Annotated in this window: 19 protein-coding genes; 6 read left to right on the top strand and 13 right to left on the bottom strand. The window is 68.6% G+C overall.

Annotated features, from left to right (window positions below):
• Positions 1-2: 2 nt before the first annotated feature.
• Both NQK81_RS29600 and NQK81_RS29605 read right to left on the bottom strand, forming a co-directional pair.
• Positions 3-1,541, bottom strand: a complete 1,539-nt coding sequence (locus NQK81_RS29600; protein WP_257484110.1) for a glycerol-3-phosphate dehydrogenase/oxidase — start codon at positions 1,539-1,541, stop codon at positions 3-5.
• Positions 1,538-2,101: a TetR/AcrR family transcriptional regulator gene (locus NQK81_RS29605; protein ID WP_126730682.1), complete on the bottom strand. Its 564-nt coding sequence runs from the start codon at positions 2,099-2,101 to the stop codon at positions 1,538-1,540. The genes NQK81_RS29600 and NQK81_RS29605 overlap by 4 nt, the downstream gene beginning before the upstream one ends.
• 97 nt (positions 2,102-2,198) lie before the next feature.
• Here NQK81_RS29605 and NQK81_RS29610 point away from each other — a divergent pair, with 97 nt between their 5' ends.
• Positions 2,199-3,818 carry an FAD-binding oxidoreductase gene (locus NQK81_RS29610; protein WP_257484111.1) on the top strand — a complete coding sequence of 540 codons (1,620 nt, stop codon included), beginning with the start codon at positions 2,199-2,201 and terminating at the stop codon, positions 3,816-3,818.
• Here the strand turns inward: NQK81_RS29610 and NQK81_RS29615 are convergent.
• The 4 genes from NQK81_RS29615 to NQK81_RS29630 all read right to left on the bottom strand — a co-directional run bounded on the left by NQK81_RS29615 (position 3,796) and on the right by NQK81_RS29630 (position 8,828).
• Complete coding sequence (locus NQK81_RS29615; protein ID WP_126730553.1) at positions 3,796-4,443, bottom strand: gamma-glutamylcyclotransferase family protein; 648 nt, start codon at positions 4,441-4,443, stop codon at positions 3,796-3,798. The two genes, NQK81_RS29610 and NQK81_RS29615, sit on opposite strands and share 23 nt — an antisense overlap.
• On the bottom strand, positions 4,437-5,531 hold the full coding sequence (locus NQK81_RS29620; RefSeq protein WP_126730554.1) for an S-(hydroxymethyl)mycothiol dehydrogenase: 1,095 nt from the start codon (positions 5,529-5,531) through the stop codon (positions 4,437-4,439). Before NQK81_RS29620 ends, NQK81_RS29615 begins: the two co-directional genes overlap by 7 nt.
• Positions 5,532-5,611: 80 nt before the next feature.
• Positions 5,612-6,877, bottom strand: a complete 1,266-nt coding sequence (locus NQK81_RS29625; RefSeq protein WP_257484112.1) for a C39 family peptidase — start codon at positions 6,875-6,877, stop codon at positions 5,612-5,614.
• Between the two features lie 229 nt (positions 6,878-7,106).
• A complete protein-coding gene (locus NQK81_RS29630; RefSeq protein WP_257484113.1) occupies positions 7,107-8,828 on the bottom strand; it encodes a TIGR03767 family metallophosphoesterase in 1,722 nt (573 codons plus the stop codon).
• Positions 8,829-9,004: 176 nt separating this feature from the next.
• Here NQK81_RS29630 and NQK81_RS29635 point away from each other — a divergent pair, with 176 nt between their 5' ends.
• On the top strand, positions 9,005-9,439 hold the full coding sequence (locus tag NQK81_RS29635) for a hypothetical protein (RefSeq protein WP_016337460.1): 435 nt from the start codon (positions 9,005-9,007) through the stop codon (positions 9,437-9,439).
• A gap of 717 nt (positions 9,440-10,156) precedes the next feature.
• On the opposite strand, the gene NQK81_RS29640 is transcribed toward NQK81_RS29635, so the two are convergent.
• Entirely contained in the window at positions 10,157-10,756 is a 600-nt protein-coding gene (locus NQK81_RS29640) for a TetR/AcrR family transcriptional regulator C-terminal domain-containing protein (protein WP_126730558.1), read from the bottom strand.
• A gap of 58 nt (positions 10,757-10,814) precedes the next feature.
• Here NQK81_RS29640 and NQK81_RS29645 point away from each other — a divergent pair, with 58 nt between their 5' ends.
• Positions 10,815-11,264: a hypothetical protein gene (locus NQK81_RS29645; protein WP_257484114.1), complete on the top strand. Its 450-nt coding sequence runs from the start codon at positions 10,815-10,817 to the stop codon at positions 11,262-11,264.
• On the opposite strand, the gene NQK81_RS29650 is transcribed toward NQK81_RS29645, so the two are convergent.
• Together NQK81_RS29650 and NQK81_RS29655 are read right to left on the bottom strand one after the other, a co-directional pair.
• Positions 11,233-12,495, bottom strand: a complete 1,263-nt coding sequence (locus tag NQK81_RS29650) for an ABC transporter substrate-binding protein (protein WP_257484115.1) — start codon at positions 12,493-12,495, stop codon at positions 11,233-11,235. The genes NQK81_RS29645 and NQK81_RS29650 overlap by 32 nt on opposite strands.
• 100 nt (positions 12,496-12,595) lie before the next feature.
• Entirely contained in the window at positions 12,596-14,233 is a 1,638-nt protein-coding gene (locus NQK81_RS29655) for a long-chain fatty acid--CoA ligase (protein WP_257484116.1), read from the bottom strand.
• A 451-nt stretch (positions 14,234-14,684) separates the two neighbouring features.
• Between NQK81_RS29655 and mihF the strand changes: the two genes are divergently transcribed.
• Positions 14,685-14,996, top strand: coding sequence for an integration host factor, actinobacterial type (mihF, locus tag NQK81_RS29660; RefSeq protein WP_005155963.1), 312 nt, complete (start codon positions 14,685-14,687; stop codon positions 14,994-14,996).
• 107 nt (positions 14,997-15,103) lie between these two features.
• Positions 15,104-16,252 carry an isochorismate synthase gene (locus tag NQK81_RS29665; protein ID WP_257484117.1) on the top strand — a complete coding sequence of 383 codons (1,149 nt, stop codon included), beginning with the start codon at positions 15,104-15,106 and terminating at the stop codon, positions 16,250-16,252.
• Here NQK81_RS29665 and NQK81_RS29670 read toward each other — a convergent pair.
• Positions 16,249-16,938, bottom strand: coding sequence for a 4'-phosphopantetheinyl transferase family protein (locus NQK81_RS29670; protein ID WP_257484118.1), 690 nt, complete (start codon positions 16,936-16,938; stop codon positions 16,249-16,251). The two genes, NQK81_RS29665 and NQK81_RS29670, sit on opposite strands and share 4 nt — an antisense overlap.
• Positions 16,935-18,275 (bottom strand): cation:dicarboxylate symporter family transporter, encoded by a 1,341-nt coding sequence (locus NQK81_RS29675; RefSeq protein ID WP_257484119.1) that lies wholly within the window; start codon positions 18,273-18,275, stop codon positions 16,935-16,937. The genes NQK81_RS29670 and NQK81_RS29675 overlap by 4 nt, the downstream gene beginning before the upstream one ends.
• Positions 18,276-18,412: 137 nt before the next feature.
• Here NQK81_RS29675 and NQK81_RS29680 point away from each other — a divergent pair, with 137 nt between their 5' ends.
• Complete coding sequence (locus NQK81_RS29680; protein WP_126730569.1) at positions 18,413-19,582, top strand: acyl-CoA dehydrogenase family protein; 1,170 nt, start codon at positions 18,413-18,415, stop codon at positions 19,580-19,582.
• 71 nt (positions 19,583-19,653) lie between these two features.
• On the opposite strand, the gene NQK81_RS29685 is transcribed toward NQK81_RS29680, so the two are convergent.
• Complete coding sequence (locus tag NQK81_RS29685) at positions 19,654-19,983, bottom strand: hypothetical protein (RefSeq protein ID WP_126730571.1); 330 nt, start codon at positions 19,981-19,983, stop codon at positions 19,654-19,656.
• 58 nt (positions 19,984-20,041) lie between these two features.
• Positions 20,042-20,677 carry a TetR/AcrR family transcriptional regulator gene (locus NQK81_RS29690; protein WP_126730572.1) on the bottom strand — a complete coding sequence of 212 codons (636 nt, stop codon included), beginning with the start codon at positions 20,675-20,677 and terminating at the stop codon, positions 20,042-20,044.
• Positions 20,678-20,679: the final 2 nt, after the last annotated feature.

Consider the following 20,679-nt stretch of genomic DNA (forward strand, 5'->3'; position numbering starts at 1 on the left):
GGTCAGGCGAGGCCGGCGAGCGATTTGTCGACAAGTTCCTGGACGCGGCCTCGGGCGGCCTCGGCGTCCGCGGCGACCAGGCCGAGCCGGGTGCGGCGCTCCAAGACGTCCTCGACGTCGAGAGCGGCCTCGTGCCGCACGGCCCAGACGACTTCCGCCGCGCTGATCTCGGCGCCGTCGAACAGGGGCAGGCCCAGTTCCGGATCGACCTCGCCGAGGGCGGCGACTCGCGGCGCCTCGGTGCCGTACTTCGAGACCAGCCGCGGCGACGCGTCCACAGTGGACAAACGGTCGCGTGGTGTCGCGCCGAGCAGCGGGAGCCGGGACGTGGTCGACGGCCCGGCGAGGAGCCCGGACCGTTTCAGCGCCGCGTCGACGGCGTCCTCGGCCATCTTGCGGTACGTCGTCAGCTTGCCGCCCACGACGGTGAGCACACCGTCGGCGCCGGTCACCACCGCGTGTTTGCGCGAGAGGTCCGCGCTGCGTCCGCCGCCCTCGACCAGCGGCCGCAGCCCGGCGAACGAGCCCGCGACGTCGTCCCGCGTCAGCGGGCGGGTGAACGCCGTCGACGCCACTTCGAGCAGGAAGTCCACATCGGACTCCGGTACGGACGGCACGCGCGGGACCGGGCCGTCGGTCGGCTCGTCGGTGACGCCGACGAACACCCGGCCGTCCGGTTGCGGCAGCAGGAACACGAAGCGGTTGTTCTCGCCGGGCACGGGCACGTTGACCGACGTCGCGCCGATCGGCGCCGCCCCGGCGGCCAGGATGAGATGCGAACCGCGGGAAGGCCGCAGCCGCACCGATTCCGCCAGTTCGCCCGCCCAGACGCCGGTCGCGTTGATCACCTGCCGGGCGTGGATCTCGACCTCCTGCCCGGTGAGCCTGTCCCTGGCCAGCACCGATTCCGCGTCGAGCCGGAGCGCCTCGACCTTCGTCAGGATCTTCGCGCCGCGCGCCGCCGCCGTGCGTGCCAGATTCACGACCAGGCGCGCGTCGTCGGTCAGTGCGCCGTCGTAGGCCAGCAGTGCTCCGCGCAGGCCTTGCGGGGACAGGCCGGGTGCGAGCGCCAGCGCCTCCGCGGCCGGGATCGACCTCGGCCGCGGCAGCACCGACGCCGGGGTGCCCGCCGCGCGGCGGAGGCCGTCGCCGGCGAGGAGGCCGGTCATGATGAACGCCTGCTGGCCACGGGAGGTCTTGCGGTACAAGGGGAACAGCTGCGGGAGCGCCCTGGTGAGATGCGGGGCCGTGCGGGTCATCAGGATGCCGCGTTCGACGGCGCTTTCGTGCGCCAGCGCCAGATCGCCCTTGGCCAGGTACCGGAGGCCGCCGTGGACGAGCTTGCTGGACCAGCGTGACGTCCCGTACGCCAGGTCGTACGCCTCGATCAGGGCCACCGAGAGCCCGCGCGCGGCCGCGTCCAGCGCGATCCCGGCGCCGGTGACACCGCCGCCGACCACCACCAGATCGACCCGCTCACCGCCGGCCAGCGCCGTGAGTTCCCGGTCGCGCCGCAGGGCGTTGAGCGAGCCCGGCGTCACGGCCGCAACGCCGCGTCGAGTACGTGGGCGAATTCCGCCATCAGCTCCTTCTCGTTCACGTCCGCGGTGGCAGGGCGGTAGGAGAACGCGAAGGACTGGATGAGCAGCAGCAGGGTGCGCGCCTGCGAAGGCAGGTCGCCCTCGCGGATCGAGCCGTCTTCGTGGCCGGACTTCAGCAGGTGCAGGATCACGCCTTCGGCGAACCGCTGTGTCTTTCCGAACCGCTCGACGATGTAGGGCAGGACGAGTTCGGAGTCGAGGTCCAGCAGGGTGCGGAACAACGGGTCGCCCGAAAGCGCGGCGACGGCGGCGGACGAACTCTGGACGAGCTTCTCGCGGAAGTTGGCGGGCTCGACCTCCGGCTCGGCGGCGCTCTGCAGCAGGCCGCCGAATTCACGGGTCATGAGGGTCGCGAGCACGCTGCGCACATCCGGGAACCGGCGGTAGACGGTCATCCGGCTGACCTTCGCGGTGCGGGCGATCTCGGCGAGAGTGGTCCGCCTCACGCCGACCGCGAGCACGCACTTCTTCGCGGCGTCGAGCAGAACGTCGTCGGACACGCGCGTCGAGGCCTGGCGGGATCGGGTGTCCGCCAGCGCCGAAACGCCTGTTTCCGCAGGTGAGTGACGTTTTACGTCCATGTGTAACACTGTAGTCGTGACGGAGCTTATTGACCACCGGTTAAGACGATCCTGGACGCCCGAAGGCGGTGACGCGGCCCACCTTCCGGCGAAGGCCTTGAGGTGGCTCGTCCAGCGTATCGGTCCGCTGGGCTCCGCGGCGCCCCTCGCGCCCGATTCGGCCCTGTCCGTTCCCGATTCGGCGCTGAGCGAACAGCCGAAACGAGACCTCGAAGAACTCGTCGGCGCCGAGCATGTCCTGCTGTCGCCGGGGGAGCGGCTCGCCAGGGCGGGCGGTCTGTCCTATCTGGACCTGGTACGGCGGCGCGGGTTCGGTGATTTTCCGGTACCGGACGCCGTCGTCCTGCCGGAGAATCCCGCCGAAGTCCAGTCGTTGTTGGAGATCTGCGCCCGGCACGACGTCGGTGTCGTCCCGTTCGGCGGCGGGACGTCGGTGGTCGGCGGGGTCGCGGCGCTGCGCGGGGACAAGAGCGCGGTGATCGCGCTCGACCTCACCCGGCTCGGTGACCTCGTCTCCGTCGACCCGGTGTCCCGGATCGCGGTCCTGCAGGCGGGCCTCACCGGGCCGGAGGCGGACCGGCTGCTCGCCGAGCACGGCTTCACCCTCGGTCACGTGCCCCAGTCCTACGAACGGGCCACCATCGGGGGTTACGCCGCCACCCGGTCCGCCGGTCAGGCGTCGTCGGGCTACGGACGCTTCGAGGACATGGTCAAGGGTGTCCGGCTAGCGACCCCGCGCGGGGAATGGAAACTCGGCGTCGCGCCGGCGTCCGCCGCGGGACCCGACCTGAGGCAGCTGGCCATCGGCAGCGAAGGCGCGCTCGGGGTGATCACCGAGGTCGCCCTCCGTGTCCGCCCGGTGCCGGAAGTGCGCCGTTACGAGGGTTATGTCCTGGATGGCTGGGAGAAGGGCACCGACGCGGTCCGCGAACTCGCCCAGCGGCACGTGCTCGCGGACGTCACGCGACTGTCCGATGTGGACGAAAGCGAGGTTTCGCTCGCGCTCAACGACAGTTTGAAGACCAAGGCGCTGCGCCGGTATCTCAAGGCGCGCGGCGTCCACGCGCCGTGCCTGCTGATCGTCGGCTGGGAAGGCGCGTCGAAGCGCGAGGTCGACCGGCGCCGCCGAGAGACCACCGGCGTATTGAAGGAGTTCGGTGCCGTCCGCATCGGGGCCGCGCTCGGTGAATCCTGGCGCCGCGGCCGGTTCTCCGGCCCTCGGCAGCGGGATGCCCTGATGGACAACGGTGTCTGCGTCGAAACCCTCGAAACCGCCACGTACTGGGCGGAACTGAGCGACCTGCGCGACGCGGTCCGTGCCGCGCTCACCGCGACGCTCGGCAACGCCATCATCATGTGTCACGTCTCGCACGCGTACGAAACGGGCGCGTCGCTGTACTTCACCGTGCTCACCGCGCGCGACGAGGCCGACCCGGTCGGCCAATGGCAGCGGGCGAAGGCGGCGGCCTCGGAGGCGATCACCGGGATCGGCACGATCTCGCATCACCACGCCGTCGGTGTCGACCACGCGCGCTATCTGGCGGCGGAGATCGGCGAGATCGGCGTCGAGGTGTTGCGAGCGGCGAAGAAGGCCATCGACCCGGCCGGGATCCTCAATCCCGGGAAGCTTCTCTGACCAGGGTGCCGGCCTCGACCAGCGTGCAGTCCAGGCCGTGCGTTTCGGCGGGGATCCCTTCCAGCGCCGCGGCCCGGCGTTGTTCGAGGTCGGCGACGCGGATATGCCTGCCGTCCACCAGGATCGGCAGGCGGATGTCCGCGGCGCCGACGTACGCCACGACGTCGTCGAGCACGGTGCCGTCGTCGAGGGTGATGGCCGGGGCGGTCAGCCGCACCAGGTTGTAACGCTGTCCTTTGCCTTCGCAGCGATCGAGGACGGCGAGCTGCTCCGGCGTCGCGAACCAGACGGAGTGCTCTTCGACGACACCGGGCGCGGCGGCGAGCGTGGCGGGCCGTTGCCCGTCCCGGAACCGCAGACCGGACGCCCAGACCGCGGCGAGGTCGGCGCAGCGCGCGTGACAGACGACGACCGGGCCGGTCAGGCCCATGTGCTCCCGCAGCCAGGTGATCTTGGACGGGCACGCGTTCGAACCGTAGGCCAGCACGGCCTGGCGTTCCCGCCAGCCCTCCGGCGCGGTGTCGAGGCTGTGCCCGGCGCCGTCGAAGTGGACGAACGAATGCCCCGGCCGCGCTCCCGGATAAGGATCGGCGGGGAAATCGGCGTCGGTGAAGAGTTTCACCAGGTCACCACGCTGCGGAGCACGTCGCCGTGGTGCATGCGCTCGAAGGCCTGCTCGACGCCGTCGAGGGCGATCCGCTCGGTGACGAACTTGTCGAGCGGGAGCCTGCCCTGGAGATAGAGGTCGATCAGCATCGGGAAATCGCGTGAGGGCAGGCAATCGCCGTACCACGACGACTTGAGCGAGCCGCCGCGCGAGAAGAAGTCGATCAGCGGCAGATCAAGCCGCATGTCCGGGGTCGGGACGCCGACCAGCACGACCGTGCCCGCCAGATCCCGGCCGTAGAACGCCTGCCGCCACGTCTCGGGCCTGCCCACCGCGTCGATCACGACGTCCGCGCCGAACGAATCGGTGAACTCCCGGATCGCCTCGACGACCTGGTCTTCGCTCAAGCCCTTGCTGTTCAGCGTGTGCGTGGCGCCGAAGTCCTTGGCCCAGGCGAGCTTCCGGTCGTCGGTGTCGACGGCGACGATGGTCTTCGCGCCGGCCAGGTTCGCCCCGGCGATCGCGGCGTCACCGACGCCGCCGCAGCCGATGACCGCGACGGAATCGCCGCGGCTCACGGCGCCGGTGTTCAGCGCCGCGCCGAGACCGGCCATCACCCCGCAGCCGAGCAGCCCGGCGACGGCCGGTTCGGCGGCGGGGTCGACCTTCGTGCATTGTCCACTGTGGACGAGCGTCTTCTCGAGGAACGCCCCGACGCCCAGCGCCGGTGACAGGGCGGTGCCGTCGGCCAGGGTCATCGGCCGCGCGGCGTTGAACGTCGAGAAGCAGTACCAGGGCTTGCCCCGGCGGCAGGCCCGGCAGGTGCCGCAGACCGCGCGCCAGTTCAGGATCACGTAGTCGCCCGGTTCGAGGCCGGTGACGCCGTCGCCGACGGCCTCCACGAACCCCGCGGCCTCGTGGCCGAGCAGGAACGGGAATTCGTCGTTGATCCCGCCCTCGCGGTAGTGCAGGTCGGTATGGCAGACGCCGCACGCCTTGACCGAGACGACGGCCTCGCCGGGCCCGGGGTCGGGCACCGTCACGGGCTCCAGCGAGACCGGTTCACCCTTGGCGCGGGAAACGACGCCCTGGACCTCGTACGGCATGCGCACCTCCGAGTCGACGAACTCCGAGCTTGCCACGGGGGCGGCCCGGATCGCGACATCCGCTCGGGTGCGGTACCGATTCAGTGCCCAGGGGTGATGATGTACGCGATTCCGCCGGGACCACTGGAAACGCCGCCATTCGTGTTGTACCGCTTGGTGCGCTGCCAGATCGTTTCGAACTGGTGTCGTTTGTAGACGTTCCGGACCCGGTCGTTGCTGTTGGCGGCCGGGTCGTTCGCGATCACGTCACCGTCCTTCGTGAAGCCGACGACGACCATGATGTGCCCGGCGGTGCCGTAGCCCGCGCCGTCGAGTTCCTCGGCCTTGAACGACTGCGACGTGATCACCGGGATACCGCGCGCGATGTAGTTCTCGAGTTCGTTCAAGGAGTGCAAACGGGTGATGTGCCCACGCAGTCCGAGTGAAGCGGCGTACGCGGTGTTGAACGGCCAGTTGCCTGTGCCGTCGTAGGCGTAGTCGAACGTGTGGCGGGCGGCGTACGCGACGGTCGGGTCGACGTAACCCTCCGGGATCCACTTCATGTCCTCGGGCTTGGGCCGTTTGCCCCAGTACTCGACGACCATTTCGGTGGAGGTGGGGCTGCACCAGTTCTCGCCGCCCCCGCCGTACTCCGGGAACTGTCCTTTGTGGAGGTTCTGCGCGTAGGCGGGCACCTTGAGCTCGATGCCGGTGGCGCGGCCCGGTTTCGTCGCCTTGACCTCGAAGCGGTCCGGGACCAGCGACGTCATCGCGCCGACCGACGTCACCGACGGCGTGGCGCCGGAGCCGGCCTCGCGGTACAGGCTGACGCGCAGCCGGTACGAGCGCAGCGCGACTCCGGCCTTCATGACCAGCGTGTCGACGTCGACCGCGGCGTTGGCGTCGCTCTGGCCGTCGACGCTGGTGCGCTTGATGTCGGCGTCCCCGCTCGCCCACCGGCCCATGACGTACCAGGACGTCTCCGTGCCCGTGGCGGTGCGGCCCTTCGCCTCGACCTTGATCCACGTCTTGGCCGGCGTCTTGGCGTTCCACGAGGCGACCAGCTGGGAGGCGTCGAAGCCCTGCGTGTGGCTCCCGGACGTCCACTGGCCGTATTCGTAGGTCTTCGTGGTGCCGAGTGCGGGTTCGGTGTGCTCGACCGTGCCGATCGGGCGGTCGATGCGCAGCGCGCCGTGGTCGATGCCGAGCCCTTCGAGCCTGCCGTCACGGAAACCGTGGTGACCGGACCACTCGTGGAAGTCGATCGACTCGTCGTCCGGACGGCCGGGACCGGCCTCCGCCGTCTGTGCCGTCACCGCGGTCATCGTCGCGATCGTCAGCAGCGTGACCAGCCCTCGTATCCGCATCCGGCGCTCCATCCCTCGAGTCCACCCAGTAGGGAAGGGATTTTCGCCGGTCGCGCGAGGTATGTAAACAGTTCGCCGTTCAATCACGCGAGTTACGCCCCCAATCACGCGAGTTACGCCCCCGATCACGCGAGTTACGCCTCTGGTTCCTGAGCCGACGGCCGGCTCGTGTGATCAGACGGCGAACTCGCGTGTTTGAAGGCGTAACTCGCGTGATTGGAGGCGTAACTCAGGCCAGTGGGTTCGGCAAGAGGAGTTCCGTGTTCTGGTCCTGGGCGGTGCCGACGGCGGAGAGCGAGGCGTGGATGTCGTTGTACGAGAACTCCCGGTACAGCGACGCAAGCGCTTGCGTGGACGTGTCCGTGTACGACGCCTCGTACGGGGCTTCCGCCTCGATCAGGGTCGTGAACAGCGATAACGTGCCGTCGGCGTTGTCGGCGACCTCGATGATCCGCGCGTGCTGCGGGAAGTCGATATGCGAAGCGGTATTGATCTCCCAGAAGCTCTGCTTCGCCGTCTTGCCGACGTGCGGGGTGATCTTGTTGTGATGCGTGTGCCCGTTGACCCACGCCAGCACGTTCGGGAACCGGTGCAGCAGCGAGACGAACGTGTCGCCGTTGAGCCGGATCTCCAGCGGATGCCGCGCGTCCGGCAGCACGTTGCCCATGGTGTCGCTGGTGTGGTGGCTGAACAGGATGAACAGCTCGTCCGTCACGTTCTGCGTGACCTTGCGCCCGAAGAAGTCGTAGTACGTCGAGCTGTTGCGCTTGAGCGTGTTCTCCACCCAGGTGAACTGGCCGAGCCCGATCGATCCGTCGGCCAGCCCGGCCATCGTCGTGGTGTCGAGGCTGATACCGGTGATCCCCGGCGCGATGCGGAAGGTGTAGTACACGTTCCGCCCGTCGGCGTTGTTCTCGCTGAACCCGTGGCCGACCGGGCCGGGCCCGGTGTTGGCGGAGTCGAGGTGGTGCCGCACGAACTCCGCGGTGCTGAACGGCCGCCGCCGCTCGTCCGGGGTGATCTCGCGGATCGTGCCCGAACCGCCGAACAGCTCCGTGACCGGGACGCCGGCGCCGGACCCGATCGCCTTGGCGAGCTTCCGCGACGTCGTCTCGTCCTTGCCGATCACCTTGAACCGGCCGGTGTACCAGCCGTCCATTCCCGGGAAGTCCGGCACGGTGCCGACGATGCTGTCGTCGTGGTTGCCGAAGGTGCAGAACCACGGGACGTCGAGGCCGGGCGAGGTGAAGGTGTTCGAGGCCGCGCCGAGCAGGCCGGGCAGCTGCGGGAAACCCTTCTTCGTGTACGCGTCGTCCAGCGTCTTGCCGGGGTTCCAGTAGTGCGAGGACCCCGAGGTCTGGACGCCTTCGTGCGCGTTCGGGTCGCCCGAAGTCGGGTTCACCGTGCCGCCGTTGAGCACCTTGAGGAACCATTCGAGTTCGATGAGCTCGTGGTTGTCGGTGTTGTCGCCGGTGGTGACCATGAAGTCGATCGGCCGTCCGGTGAACGGCCCGGCCTTCAGGCTGTTCACCCGCTCCACCAGTGCCGTCGTCGCGACGGGGCCGAGGGTTTCCTGCGGCCGGTGCGCCGAGCCGACGAACGGGTGCAGGTACTCGAACCGCGCCGGGCTTTCGGCGTCGGTGAAGTGCAGGTCGGTGAACTGCGCGAAGGAGGCCATCGCGCGGCGCCGGTCGTCGCGGCCGGACTTCGGCGCGGCCAGATCGCCGCGGACCACGAGCGGCCAGCCGGGCCCCGCGGTCAGCCGCGTGTAGCCGGGGCCGCTGGTCCGGGGGGCCGCCGCGGCTTCGAGCGTGGTCCCCGCGGTGCGCACCGCCCGGGTCGTGGTGCGCGCCAGTGCCCGGTCGAGCGCGTTGGCGGTCGGCGTGCACAGCAGCAGGCCGACGCCGGCGGCGCCGGCCGCGGTGAAGGTGCGCCTCGAGATGACGGACATGGCGATGCCCCCAGTCGTCGCGGATGGATGTCGCGGAAGGACGATGCCGGAAGACGTTAGCCGTGAGGTGAACGCCAGAAAAGGGTAATGCGAAAATTTGTCACGTTTGGCGGAATACCAAAGAAGCCAAGCGGGCTGGTTACGCTGGCCGCTTGGCGAGCGTGGGAGGTGGCCAGGTGGGTGCTTCGGCTTGGTCGGTCCGCGGCCGGTTCGACGGCGATCCGGAAGCGGCGCTGGACGCGATGAAGGCGCGTGTCTTCGAGGAGGGCGACTACCTCTGGGAGGAGGACGAACTCGGCCGCCCGGACTCGATCGACGAGCTGTACGAGGTGGAGAGCGTCCAGGAGTCCGGGACGCATTCCGTGCTCGACGTCCACGAGTTCATCAGCGCCACGGGCGAGGACGACTTCGGCACGATCCGGCCCCTGACCGACGCCGAGCTCGTGGCCGCCTTCGGCACCGAGGAGCCGTCCGTCGCCGACTTCGACGAACTCGACAAGGCGGGGCGGCTGCCGTACGAGCGCCGCCCGCGCTGGAGCGCGAACTGCGCGCTGCTGTACGAGAACGACGTCGCCGTCGAGCTGGCGATCTGGGGTGTCTCGGGGGACTAGGGCCGGGTCGCAAGCGTCTGGAGCGTTAGCGAGAGTAAGGCGCGTCTGTCGTGACCGGACCGGTCGCGCGCGACTGTGTGGGTTTCGGGTCATCCAACGCCCCAAAATCCACACAGTCGCCGTCCTGGGGGAGGAGTCGAACACCGCCCTCTTGCGTCGCGAGAAAAGTCCCTTCGCCTGTGGCTGACGACTGGAGCCGGGTTTCCTTGAGGCGTCGGTCCACCGGGTTGGGCACCTTGAAGTACATGAAGGACCCCTTCCTTGCGCCAGGCGCAAGGAAGGGGTCCTTCATGTACTTGGGGAAGGTGTGAAGGCCCCCATTACTCGGCTCAGCCGAGTGATGGGGGCCTTCACGCGCCGTCGTGGTGATTGCTGTGGTTGCTGGTGCAGGTGAGCTGCTGGTGGCGATCTCTGAAGGTAGTGAAGGCCTCCTTCGCTACCTTCAGGGTAGGCAAGGAGGCCTTCATGGACCGACCCGTGATCGGCCACAGCCAAATCCAGTAGGTACTTAAGACACCCTTCGCCCTAGCCCGAAACGCCACTCACGAGATTTGCGGGCCGAGTTCGGCGCTGGTGCTTCGGGCGCGTTGGTGACGTGGCACCGCACTTGCGTGATCGAAGCCGCAACTCGCGTGATCAAGGACGGAACTCGCGTGATCAGAGGCGGAACATCAAGTACGGCATCCAATCACGCGAGTCAACCCGGATCGCGACCCACTACAGCCGGGCCGCGAGCCCGTCGAGGATCACCTCGACACCCAGCTCGAATAGCTCTTCGCCGCTCTGCGCCGCGAAAGCCGGACCCAGTCTGCCGACATGCGGATACGCCTCAAGCCGGGCGAGGAACCCTTCGTCCGGCTTCCGCGCGGGGAGCGTTTCGACCGACGCCAGGACATGCGCCGTGAGCAGTCGCGAAATCCCCGCGGTGTCCTCTTCGGAGAAACCCGCCTCCAGCAGGATCCGCGCGGTCGTCTCGATATGGCCCAGCCGGTGCGGCCCGGTCGGCGGCCGCTCGCGCAGCAGCGCGGCCGCGTCCCGGTGTCGCAGCAGCAGAGCGCGGAACTGGCGGAGCCCGCTCGCGAGCTGATCGCGCCACGGCAGCGATCGATCGATCTCGAAGGCGTCGGCACAGATCGCTTCGGCGACGAGATCCAGCAGTTCCGCCTTGTCCTTCACGTGCCAGTACAGCGTCGGTGAGCTGACGCCGAGTTTCGCCGCCAGCCGTCGGGTCGTCAGCTCCGGGAGGCCGGCGTCGTCGAGCAGTTCGACGGCCGCCTCGGTGATCTTGGCGAGGTCGAGCGAGCCTTTGCGAGCCACCCGCGGACTCTATCAGTGATAGATTCATCTCTATCACTGATAGAGAACGGGGGAAGTGATGCTCTGGACACCGAAGATCCGCCTGGTCACGGTGCTGTGCTCGATCGTCTTCGTGCTCGGCACGACGCTGCAGAACTACGTGATCATCGATCTCGGCCTGATCGAGGCGAGCATGCGGCTCAAGGGCGCGGACATCGCCGGCGCGCCGACGTATCTGAGTGCGTTGCGGCTGGTGGGGAACGTCTTCATCGTCGGCAACGCCTTGGGGCTGCTGGTGTGGTTCGGATGGCGCCGGCTGTTCTGGCCGGTGCTCGCGGTCAACGTCGCCCAGGCCTTCGGCGTGTACGTCGTGCCGTTCGAGGTGCACCGGGCGGCGATCGCCGAACACGGCTGGCCGGGCGTGTTGCCGTCGCTGGTCACCGACGGTGGCGCGGTGATCCTGTCGATCGTGCTGATCACCGCTTATGTGCGGTCGCTCAGGCGGAAAGGCGCCCCAGTTCAGCCTTGACGGCCTCGACGGCGGCCTTGGTCTCGGCGGCCGGATCGGCCCCGTCGCGGGCGATCCGGCCCAGTGCGTCGACGAGCGCCGTGTTCGCCGTCGGCGTCCACAGTGGACCGGCGGCGCGGCCGTTCTCCTTGACCAGCTTCGCGGCGTCGGCCGCCGCGGCGACCTTGCCGAGCACGCTCAGCCGCGCGGGCAGGTGGAACCCGAACCTGGTGGCGAACTCCTGCTGGAAGTCGACGCGCTCCAGCCACAGCCATTTGACGAAGTCCTTGGCGGCGTTGGGGTTCAGGCTCTTGGCGTGCACCATCGCGCTCAGCCCGCTGACCGGGACGGACGGCGTGCCCGCCGCGTCGAGCCGGGGGAACGGCAGAATGCCGAAGTCGTCCTTCACCGTGTCCTGGATCTTCGGCAGGTTCCACAGCCAGGTCCACTGCATGGCGGTGAGCCCGTCGATGAACGGGAGCGGATCCGCCCAATCCGTCGAAGCGCCGAGCAGCAGTGAACCGTTGAGCTCGTGGAGTTTCGCGAACGCCGTGGCGGCACGCGGATCGTCGAAGCCCGCGGATTTGCCGTCCTTGACGTAGTCGAGCCCGGCCGACCACAGCAGCGGCCCGGCGAGCGCCGCCGCGCCCGCGTCGTCGCCGGCGAACAGTCCTTTGACGCCGTCCTTGGAGAGTTTCTTCGCGGCGTCGACGAGTTCGTCCAGCGTCTGCGGCGGCTGGACACCGGCCTCCTGGAGGAAACTCTTGCGGTAGAAGAGGACCTGGGTGTCGAGTGCCTGCGGGATCCCGTAGATCTTGCCGTCGACCGTCTGCGCCGCCACCACCGAGGGGTTGAAATCCCCGCGTACGGGTCCGACGACATCGTCCAGCGGGACGAGAAGGTTCTGCCGGACGCGGTCGACGGTGACCTGGCCTTCGAAGACGTCCGGGACCGGGCCCGCCTGCAGTGCGGCGTTCAGTTTCGTCTCGTAGTCGTCCGGATTCCACTGCACCGCGACCTTGGACTTCTGGTACGCCGCCGCATAGCGCGTGACGGCTTCTTGGACGCCCGCTTCGGGATAGGGGTGGTACCACTGCGCGAGGTCGACCGGTTTCGGTTTCGGCCTGGTCACCCCGGCGGAGTAGGCCGTCGAAGGGGGCGGGTTTCCCGTTTGGACGGTGTTGGACCCGCAGGCGGAGAGCAGGGTCGTCCCCGCCAGCGCCAGGAACGTCCGCCTGTTTGTCTTACGCACCAACAAAACCCTTCGCCGAACGCAGTGAAGGCCATCTTCAGGGACCAGCGTCCCTCAAGATGGCCTTCACGGAAGGGCAGGCGCGCGGGAGATTAACCCGTTAGAGCTGACTGATGTCGAGTTTGCCTTCGGAGTGGAACGCGCGCAGCCGCTTCTTGTCGAACTTGCCGACACTGGTCTTCGGGACTTCGTCCACAAAGGTCCAATTCTCCGGCAGCTGCCACTTCGCGACCTTGTCCGACAAGAACTCGCGCAGTTCCTCGGCCGTGGCGTTCTGGCCCTCCTTGAGCACGACGGCCACCAGCGGGCGCTCGTCCCACTTCTCGTCGGGGATGCCGACCACGGCCGCCTCGGCCACCGCGGGATGCGCCATCACCTGGTTCTCCAGATCCACCGACGAGATCCACTCGCCGCCGGACTTGATGACGTCCTTCGCGCGGTCGGTCAGCGTGAGATAGCCGTCCGGGCTGATCTTCCCGACGTCGCCGGTGCGCAGCCAGCCGTCGTGGAACTTCTCCGGGTCGGGCTCCTCGCCGGTCGTGCCGCTGTAGTACGACGCCGCGATCCACGGGCCCTGCACCTCGAGCTCGCCGACGCTTTCGTTGTCCCACGGCAGTTCCTCGCCGTTGTCGCCGATCAGCCTGGCGCTGACGGACGCCGGGAACCGGCCCTGGGTGTAGCGGTACTCCCACGCCTTCTCGCCGGTCGCGGCGGCGGGCGGACGCGCGACGCTGCCCAGCGGCGAGGTCTCGGTCATGCCCCAGGCGTGCAGGATCGGCACGTCGTAGCGGTCCTCGAAGGCGTGCATCAGCGACGGCGGCGCCGCCGATCCACCGACGACGACCTCGCGCAGATGCGAGATGTCCTGCGGGTTCGCGTCGAGGTGGGAGAGCAGGCCCTGCCAGATCGTCGGGACGGCGCCGGCGAAGGTCGGCTTCTCGGCCGCGAGCATCTGGGCGATGGGCGCGGGCTGGAGGAAGCGGTCCGGCATGAGCAGCGAAGCGCCGACCATCATCGCCGCGTACGGCATGCCCCACGCCATCGCGTGGAACATCGGGACGATCGCGAGGGCCTTGTCGTGCTGGGCCAGCCGCATGCTGTCGGACATCGTGACCTGCATGGAGTGCAGCCAGATCGACCGGTGGGAGTACGCGACGCCCTTCGGATCACCCGTTGTGCCCGAGGTGTAACACATCGCGGCGGCCGAGCGCTCGTCCACCTCTGGCCAGTCGAAGGTGTCCGGCTGGCCGGACAGCAGCTCGGCGTAGGAGTGCACCTGGACGCCGTCCGGGGCGGGAAGGGAGGACGCGTCGCCGTTGGCCACGATGACGTGCCGCACGGTCTTCAGCTCGGGCAGCTGCTTGGCCAGCAGCGGGACCAGCGTGCCGTCGACGATGACGACCTGGTCCTCGGCGTGGTTGGCGACGAAGACCAGCTGCTCCGGGAACAGCCGGATGTTCAGCGTGTGCAGCACCGCGCCCATGGCCGGGATTGCCAGGTACGCGGCCATGTGCTCGGCGTTGTTCCACATGAAGGTGCCGACGCGCTGGTCTCCGGTGATACCGAGGCTCCGGAGGGCGTTGGCCAGGCGAGCGGCGTGCTTGCCGAGTTCGCCGAAGGTCTCGCGGCGGGCTTCTGAACCGGTCCAGGTGATGACTTCGCTCTCGGAGTGCACCTTGGTGCCGTGGCGGAGGAGCCTGCCCAGTGACAGCTGCCCGTCCTGCATCGTGCTCAACATCGCGTACTCCCGTGGTGCTCGTTCTCCGGTGAACTGGGGTTGCGCCGACTCTAATCCGGGAGGGGTGAACCGGTCAGTAACATCGCAGGCAACCGTTCGGTCACAGTGTCGCGCTAACGGGTGGCCGCCGGTTCGCGGCAAGATCATCAATAATTCGTATTTTCCGCGCCATGAAACGAAAAATGGCTGACTGTGCGAAGTGATGACATCGCTCATAAGGGTGATGAACTTCGGCAAAACGCGCCCCGGACGAGGTGTTTCCGCAGGCTGGGGCGGGTTGCCCGCGGCGTGGTCGAGGGGTAATAAGTGCGTGTCGGTTTCACGGCCGAGGAACGGGTGGCGTTTACTGGAGCCGTGGTACAGAGACGGCTGGCCAGCGCTTGCTCTTGCAAGCATGGTTTAAAGGCCGTCGGCCGCGAAAGCGGAGACCTGAGATGAAAGGACTACTACGTTGGCTCTGCCCACGTTGACTCCGGAGCAGCGCGCCGATGCCCTCGCCAAGGCGGCTGAGGCTCGCAAAGCGCGCTCCGAGCTGCTTGCGTCGATCAAGTCCGGCAAGGAGAGCATCGACAAGGTGCTCAAGCAGGCCAAGGAGAACAAGACCATCGGCAAGACGAAGGTCACGCAGCTGCTGAAGGCCGTCCCCGGCCTGGGCGCGGTCAAGGTCGCCGCCCTGCTGGAGCAGGCCGGGATCGACCCGGACCGGCGTGCCGCCGGCCTGGGCGAGCGGCAGCGCGAGGCCCTTCTCGAGGCGCTGAAGTAACGCTTCCGCCCAGGTCACGGGCTGTCCGGGGGAAGGTGTTGCCTGAGAGGCTGTTGCCCGGGCAACACTTTCCCCTGGTCTCAGCCGGAGCCTGGGACGCTGGTGGGGTGACGACCAGTACCGCACCGGCGACCCCGGCAGACCTGGCCGCCCGCTACGAGCGGGGCGACTTCCTCCTGGCCACGGCACGGCACGCGCTCCTCGCGAGCGGCGTCGTGGCCACCGCGACCGACACCGAGCCGTCGCGGCTGTCCGGGATGCTCCCCGGGCTGTTCACCGACTCGGGTGCTTCGATCGCGGTCGGCGTGCTGCCCTTCGACACCAGCGGCACCACGTCGACCCCCGGGCATCTGGTGCTCCCGCGCGCGGTCCACCGCGCGTCGTCCGACCACGCGGCCGTCCCGCCGCGCACCGCGCTCCCGCAGCCGGTCAAGGTCACCCCCGTGCCCGAACCCGAGGCGCATCTGGCCGCCGTCCGCGCTGCCGTCTCCGCGCTGAGCGACCGTGACCTGCGCAAGGTCGTCCTGGCCCGCGCGCTCGATCTCGACTTCGACGAGGCCGTCCCGGCCGCCGCGGTGGTCCGGAACCTGGCGAACGGCAACCCCCGGCACACCACGTACGCCGCGCAGTTGCCCGGCGGGCGCACGCTCGTCGGCGCCACTCCCGAACTCCTGCTCTCCCGCACCGGCGGCGCCGTCGTGTCCCGCCCGCATGCCGGGTCGATGCCCCGGTCGGCAGACCCGGCGATCGACAAGGCGAATGGTGAGGCGCTGCTGGCGTCCGAAAAGGACCACGTCGAGCACGCCGTCGTGGTCGAGTCCGTCGTCGAGATCCTGCGGCCGTTCTGCCGCACGCTCGACGTCCGCGGCCCGGAACTCGTCTCGACGCCGGCGATCTGGCATCTCTCGACCACCGTCACGGGTGAGCTGATCGACGAGGACGTCACCGCGCTGGACCTCGCCGCCGCCCTGCACCCCACGCCGGCGATCTGCGGTACGCCGACCGACGCCGCGCGGTCGCTGGTCCAGGAGCTGGAGCCGTTCGACCGCGAGTACTACGCGGGCGCCGTCGGCTGGGTCGACGCGGCCGGGGACGGCGAATGGGCCGTCGGGATCCGGTGCGCGGAGATCGCCGACACCTCCATGCGGCTGTACGCCGGCGGCGGCATCGTGCCCGCCTCCGACCCCCGGACCGAACTCGACGAGACCTCGGCGAAGTTCCGCACCCTGCTGGCCGCGATGGGCCTGGAGATCTAGAGGGTCGCGAAGGTTTCGGTGACCGAGATGTCGTCCGAGGTGATCAGCGCGACGGCGGCCCGGTAGCCCTCGGCCGCCTTCAGGTCCGCGAGGCGGGTCCGGGCCGGGTCGAGGGCGTCGTGGGTCGACCGCACCAGCCGCGCCTGCTCGTCGTAACCGGAGAACGTGATGCTCTGCAGCGGGATCTTGAGGCCCTTCCCGGTGGCCTTCATGACCGCTTCCTTGCGCGTCCAGTAGGTGAAGAACGCCGTCGTGCGCTCGTCGTCGGACAGCCCGGCGATCGCGGCCAGCTCGGCGGGGGTCAGCGCGTACTCCATCAGCGAGTCCTCGGCGCGCCTGGTGGCCGTCTCGACGTCGAGGCCGACCGGCGCCCCCGCGGTGGCCGCGACACCGATGAGGTCGCCGGAATGCGAGATCGACAGCATCAGCGGCGCGCCGGGGACCCTTGGCCGTCCGTGCGGTTTGCCGCAGTCGTCACAGGTCGCGTCGAAGCCCACGTCCTCGACGGCCATGCCGAGCCGCTCGGCGGCGACCGTCTTCGCCAGGACGCGGCCGGTCAGGAACCGGCGTTTGTCGATGTCCTGGCGGTAGTTTCCGTACCGGCCCTGCTCCAGCTCATCGAGCAGGGCCAGGAACCGGGGTTCGGCGGGCAGGGGCTCAGACCAGCGGACCGCGCATTCGATCACGTCTCCTTTCTACCCGATCCGGCACTGGCATCACTCGCGTTTTCGTCGAGGAGCGTCGCCTCGTCGAACGGCGATCGGCCGTCCAGCGTCCTGTCCAGCTGCTCGCGGTCGATCTCGTTGGTCCAGGTGCCGATCAGCACGGTCGCGACGGCGTTGCCCGCGAAGTTCGTCAGCGCCCGGGCCTCGGACATGAACCGGTCGATGCCGACGATGAACCCGACGCCGTCCACCAGCTCCGGCCGGTGCGAGGACAGCCCGCCCGCCAGCGTCGCCAGCCCCGCGCCGGTGACCCCGGCCGCGCCCTTCGACGCGATGATCATGAACACCAGCAAGGAGATCTGCTCGCCGATGCTCAGCGGTTTGTCGAGCGCGTCCGCGATGAAGATGGACGCCATCGTCAGGTAGATCGCCGTGCCGTCGAGGTTGAACGAGTACCCCGTCGGCACGGTGATGCCGACGACCGGTTTCGAGACGCCCGCGTGCTCCATCTTCGCGATCAGCCGCGGCAGCGCCGACTCCGAGGACGACGTCGACAGGATCAGCAGGAACTCGCGGCCGAGGTAGCGCAGCAGCTTGAAGATGTTGACCCTGGCGAGCAGGCCCAGGATCAGCCCGAGCACCACGAACACGAACAACGCGCAGGTGATGTAGAAGCCGAGCATGATCACCGCGAGACTCTGCAGCGCCTTCCAGCCGGTCTCGCCGACGACGGCGGCGATCGCGCCGAACGCGCCGACCGGGGCCGCCCACATGATCATCGCCAGGATCTGGAACACGAGCCGCTGGATGTGCTCGATACCGCGGCGGATCGGCTCGCCCTTCGTGCCCAGTTTCTGCAGCGCGAACCCGGCGAGCAGCGCGACCAGCAGCGTCTGCAGCACCTCGCCTTCGGTGAACGCCGAGACCAGCGTCTCCGGGATGATCCCGAGGAGGAAGTCGACGGTGCCCTCGCTCTTGGCGATCTGGTCCTGTCCCTTTTCGGCGATCTCGGGCGTCAGGTGCAGCCCGGTGCCGGGCTGGAGGATGTTGCCGACGACCAGGCCGATGACCAGTGCGACCGTCGACATGATCAGGAAGTAGCCGAGCGCGAGCCCGCCCACGCGGCCGACCTTCGCCGCCTTCGCCACCGAGCCGACGCCGAGCGCGATCGTGCAGAAGATGATCGGCGAGATCATCATCTTGATCAGGTTCACGAATCCGGTCCCGAGCGGCTTCAGTTCCTTGCCGAGGGCGGGGAACAGGATGCCGACCGCGATGCCGAGCGCCACCGCCACGATGACGGCGATGTACAGGTAATGGGTGCGATCCCGCTTCGTCGCGGGTGCTTCCGTGCTCATGGGTGCCCTTCGACGGGATGGGGACAGGTTGCGAAAACTTATGACAACTCCTCGGCGAACGACAACCGAAGCGGTACTCTGGACTAAGCGAGCGCTTAGTCAGCGCTAGGTCACTGTCGAACAGGAGCGGGCTGACCATGGATTTCTCTCTGAGCGTCGAGGAACGCGAGGTGCGCGACTGGGTCCGCACGTTCGTCCAGCGCGACCTCATGCCGCGTGAGCAGGAGGTGCTGCGCCGCGAACGCGCCGGTCAGCCCGGCCTGACCGCCGACGAGCTGCGCGAACTGCAGCTGAAGGCCAAGGAATCCGGCTTCTGGGGGGTGCAGACGCCCGAGGAGTACGGCGGCATGGGCCTGTCCGCGGTGATGACCGCGCTGCTGGAGGCCGAGCTCGGCCGCACGTTCGTGCCGTTCCGCTTCGGCGGCAGCGCGGACAACATCCTGTACTACGCCAACGACGAGCAGAAGGAGCGCTACCTGCTCCCGACGATCTCCGGCGAACGCAAGTCGTGCTTCGCGATCACCGAACCCGGCGCGGGTTCGGACGCGAAGGCCATCCGGACCTCCGCCCGCAAGGACGGCACCGACTGGGTCATCAACGGCGAGAAGACCTTCATCACCGGCGGCAACGAAGCCGACTTCGTGATGGTCTTCGCGATCACCGACCCGGAGAAGGGCGCGAACGGCGGCGTCACCTGTTTCCTCGTCGACCGCGACGCCGGCTGGAAGTCCGAATACATCGACACCATGGGCGAATGGGGCCCGGCGTCGCTGGTCTTCGAGGACGTCCGCGTGCCGGAGACGCAGATCCTCGGCGAGCTCGGCCACGGTTTCGACCTGGCCATGCAGTGGATCGGCGCCGGCCGCTACCTGCTGCCCGCCCGCGCGATCGGCTCCTGCGAGCGGCTGATCTCCATGGCCATCGAGCACGCGAACACGCGGGAGACGTTCGGGCAGAAGATCGCCGAGCGCCAGGCCATCCAGTGGATGATCGCGGATTCCGGCACCGAACTGGAGGCCCTGCGCTGGCTGGTGCTGCACGCCGCCTGGCAGGTCGACCAGAAGCTGGACTCACGGCACGCGCAGTCGATGGCGAAGCTGTACGGCGGCGTGAAGGCGAACGAGATCGTCGACCGGGTCCTGCAGATCCACGGCGGGATGGGCTACACGCGGGAACTGCCGGTCGAGCGGTGGTACCGCGAACTGCGGCTGCTGCGGATCTACGAGGGCACCGACGAGATCCAGCGCCGGACCATCGCGCGCAACCTGCTCAAGGGGCACGTCAAGGTCGGCGGCACCTTGGGCTGAGCTTGCCGGACATGCCGTGAAGGCCTCCTTCCCTACGCTCAAGGCAGGGAAGGAGGCCTTCACGGACTTCTCTAGTCTTCCTTCTGGTTCCGCATCGCGATCGGGACCCCGGCCAGGTCCTCCTCGTTGCAGAGAAGTTTCACGTCGTAGTACGGCGAACCCTTGCGGTCGTCGTAGTCGAGATGGACGGCCAGCACGTCGACCGGTTCCCCGAGCCACTCCTGAGCCTGGCGTAGCCATGTCGCGCACCGTTCGAGGGCCGTCGGCAGGTCGTCGTCCCGGAATCCCACCGGGCGGTAGGGGACGTCCTGCACCTGATCACGGGGGTTCGAAGGTACCGGCAACGCCGGCGAGAGACCCGAGTCGTCCAGTTCGAGTTGGATCGTTTGCTCCTCAGTCACCCTTTGAGCGTCCCCCAGAGAAGCCGTCTGAGCAAGGCGTACCGGGTATGAGTCGCCGCTAAACGGGCACTCGCCACACTCCCGAGACCACTTCACGGCAGTTTTGCAGCGCGGCGACGTCCAGTCTGCCTTCACAGGCGAGCGCCCGCAGCGCCAGTTCCGCGTAATGCGCGGCCAGCTGGTCCAGGGTGAGCGGCCCCGCGGGCGAATACCAGCGCGCGACGCCGCTGCACATCTCCACCAGTGCCAGCCGGGTGACCGAAGGCTGGTCGGTGTGGAAGACACCCGCTTTGACACCGTCCTCGATGGCGTCCGCCCACAGCCTTTCGTAGGCGTCGCGCAGCCCCACCACCTCGGCCCGGGCGCCGGGGGTGAGCGCGTGGACCTCGTTGTCCACCACGCGGGTGTCATCCGGTTGGATGGCGTGCGCGAGTACGTGCAGCGCCACCAGGGAGCCGAGCCGTGACACGGGATCGGCGAGCCCGGCGGTCGCCCGCTCGGCCGCGTCGAGCAGGCGCCGCAGCGACTCGTTCATGATGGCGACCAGCAGATCCTCTTTGGTGCCCATGTAGTGGTACAGGCTGGCGGACGACAGTTCCGCCTCCTGCGCCAGATCCCGGATGCCGGTGCCGTGGAACCCCTTGGCGGCGAACAGTTTCACCGCCGCCTGGCGCACCCGCTCGCGGGTGTTCACGA

The sequence above is a fragment of the Amycolatopsis roodepoortensis genome, from assembly GCF_024628825.1.
Lineage (GTDB): Bacteria > Actinomycetota > Actinomycetes > Mycobacteriales > Pseudonocardiaceae > Amycolatopsis > Amycolatopsis roodepoortensis.